A 3,679-nucleotide genomic window follows, 5' to 3' on the forward strand; every position below is an offset into this window, starting at 1 on the left:
TCCTGAGAATAAGGTTCCAAATAATGCATACTCCGCATTACTGCATTTTCCTACAACAAGTCCATAAGCTGCATGGAAGATCACAGCCGGACTCATTCCTAAACCAGTACTTACCTTTCTTATTGACTCACTTAAATCTTCTGGTAAAAGGGCTTGTAACTCCTTAATATCACTTCCTGTTCCTTGAATATCTGATAATCCAAATGGATAGGTCGGCGTGTCTATTCCTTCTAATAGACTTGTAAAATAAGCTTCACTATCATTGGTTGCTTGTGAATGAAGTGTATGTCCTATAAAGTCTCTATATAAAACTGGTGTTGGAAGATTGGATGTTTTTCCTGATAGGTAAACAGTAATTTCAAATACAATCTTCTCTAATCCAACATGATCTAAAATTAAGTGATGTTGATTGATAATTAGGTAGTAATTATCATTCTCTTTATCATCTGCCGATTTTAATTCCAGTAATGGTGCTTTGGAAACATCCATTCGTTGATTTCCTGGCTCTGCTAATAATTCTAATTCTGGTAAAGCTACATCTAACTCCTCTACCTCCAATACTGCTTCTCTAAGAACTATCTGAACTGCCTGTGGTAAACCTTCACTGACAACACAGGTACGTAAAACATCATGACGGTTCACTACAAACTGTAAGGCCTCGATAAATAATGCTCTCTTTTCCTCACTTGGGAAGGAGTATAAACTTGGTAAAACATAAGGATCTCCATGATCCTGATCACTCATTAAATAATGGAAATAAATTCCATCCTGTAAAGGTGATAATGGATACATGTCCTCAATATTTGAGATTCCACCTGGGGCTTGTGATACCACCGAATTAATATCTTCTTGACTAAAGTCTAATAATGGAACCATCTCTGGTGTGATCGTATCGATACCTTCTGTTATTCCATTGGCTGGAACTTGATACATCAATTCTGTTGAAGATACATTTTGACTAATCGCTGCAATGGTAGGTTCTGAGAAAATATCTTTTACTGAGATATTGAATCCTATCTTTTGGATTCTTGAAATTAACTGAACAACCAGTAAACTATGACCTCCTAATTCAAAGAAATCATCATATACTCCTACTTGATCTAAACCTAACAATTCTTGCCAGATAGCTACTAATTGTTCTTCCGTTTCGTTTCTTGGTGCTACATAATCATTGCTTGATAAATCTGAACTATCTGGTTCTGGTAACCCTCTTCTATCTAATTTACCATTGCTTGTAAGTGGCATCTCATCCATTTCCACCCAAATCGATGGAATCATATAATCTGGTAAATGCTCTTTAAGTTCAGTTTGGATAACTTCCTTATCAAAAGTATCCTCTGAAACTACATATCCAACCAAACGCTTGGTCCCATTGGCTGCTTCTTTAGCTAGGACACAACATTGACTAATTGAGCTTAAGTTTGATAAACTGTTTTCTATCTCTCCTAATTCAATCCTATATCCTCTGATTTTAACCTGAGCATCTTTTCTTCCTACAAACTCAATATTCCCATCAGGTAACCACTTTACTAAATCGCCTGTTTTGTAGAGTCTCTCTCCTTCTTTAAATGGATTTGGAATGAATTTTTCTTTGGTTAACTCTTCGTTGTTTAAGTAACCTCTAGCAACTCCTGCTCCTCCTACAACTAATTCTCCTTCAACTCCTACAGGGACTAAATTCATTACCGAGTCAACAACATAAGCCTCTCTGTTTTTAATTGGCTTACCTATTGGAAGGGTTTCCTCGGTAATGTCAATAGTATATGTTGTTGAGAACGTAGTATTCTCCGTTGGACCATATCCATTAATAATAGTTAGATCTGGATATAGTTCCTTGAGTTTATTGGTATAGTTAAACAGAACAACATCTCCTCCAACTAATAAATAGTCTAATAAGGCAAAAACACTTGCATCCTCCTCTACTACTCCATGGAACCATGAAGCGGTCATCCATAAGGTAGTAACTTCTTTTTCTTGTAATAATGTTTTAAAGCTTACCGTATCTAATAAAGTCTCTTTCGTGGTTAATACCAGTTCTCCTCCATTAAGTAATGTTCCCCAGTATTCTATCGTTGTTGCATCAAATGAAATTGATCCTGTTGACAACCAAACCGTATCTGAATTTAGGGTTACATAATCACAGCTCGTACTTAAACTGACAATGTTTTTATGTTCTATTTGAACTCCTTTTGGTTGTCCGGTACTTCCTGAAGTATAAATAACATAGGCTAAATCATTTGATGAAATAGCTTTATTTAAACTGTTTTCAGAATATGTTCCTATTAATGAATCCCAGTCTTGGTCTAAAGCAACAACACTAATGTTACTTCCATTTTCTAGTACATCTGTATTCGTCTTACTTGTCAATACCAAATTAATCGTAGCATCGCTTAACATATACTCAATACGATCTTCTGGATAAGTCGGATCAATCGGTACATAAGCTCCTCCTGATTTTAAAACTCCTAGAATTGCTACAAGTAACTCCAAACTACGATCCATACAGATTCCTACAAACGTATCTGTCGCTACTCCATTCTCTTGTAAATAATGTGCTAATTGATTTGAACGAGCATCTAATTCCTCATAACTCAAAGTAGTTCCTTCAAAGGTTATCGCAGCTGCTTTTGGTGTTTTTTGAGCCTGCTCTTCAAATAATTCTACAACAGATTTCTCTGATGGATATTTGAATTCAGTTGCATTGAATACTTCTAATATCTCTTTACTTTCTTCTTCAGATAAAATACTTAAACTTCTAACTGATGCTTTTTCCTCTGCTTTTAAGCCTTTTAATAAACTCGTTAAAGCTTCTTGCATATAAGACAATACCTTATCTGCATCAATACTTCCTTCTATCTGAGCTGTTAATCCAAAGCTCTCTCCAAAATCATCAACATTTAAGGTAAATGGATAATTTGTTCGTTCATCTCCTCCTATAACTTCTAATCCTAAATCAATAGTTTCTCCTTCTTCTGTCTCTGTTACAGAGTGAGAATGACGATAATTTAATAAGGCACTAAACAAAGAAACTTCAGTAGATATTCCACTCCAACCTTGGATACTTGATAGTGGTGTTTGCTCATACGGTAATAAATCTTGTAAACGCCCTTTTACCTGTTGAATATAGTCCTGTACAGTATCTTCCAAAGAAACATAAAATGGTAAGGTATTGATAAATAACCCTAAGGAATCTGCTGAGTTCAACGCTCCTTGTAAACGTCCTGAGAATATTGACCCAAATAAAGCATATTCTGAATGACTACATTTTCCAATAACTAGTCCATACGCTGCATGGAATAATACCGCTGGACTCATTCCTAATGAAATACTAACTTCTCTAAGTTCTTTATTTAATGTATCGGATAAAAGTACACTTGACTCTTTGATAGCTTCGGCACTAACCTTTGTATCTGATAAATTAAATGGATATGTTGGCTCTTCAATATCCGCCAATAATCCTTGGAAATACGACTCTCCATCGTTGGTTGCTTGCGCATGAAGTGTATGACCGATAAAATCTCTATACAACACAGGAGTTGGAAGATTATTCCCTTGTCCTAATAAGTACATGTGAATTTCTGCTACAACCTTCTCCAATCCAACATGATCCAATACTAAGTGATGCTGATTCACTATCAAGTAATAACGATCATGCTCCTTATCATCTGCCGATTTTAAT

General features: G+C 35.6%; 1 protein-coding gene (only partly in view). It reads right to left on the reverse strand.

The coding region annotated (locus ACKTTV_RS10020) for an amino acid adenylation domain-containing protein (protein ID WP_456243523.1) crosses the window boundary (this coding region is incomplete at its 3' end): on the reverse strand, positions 1 to 3,679 show 3,679 of its 15,811 nt. Its footprint runs off both ends of the window (4,057 nt to the left, 8,075 nt to the right).

Source organism: Tenacibaculum xiamenense, from assembly GCF_964513065.1.
GTDB classification, from domain to species: Bacteria; Bacteroidota; Bacteroidia; order Flavobacteriales; family Flavobacteriaceae; genus Polaribacter; species Polaribacter xiamenense.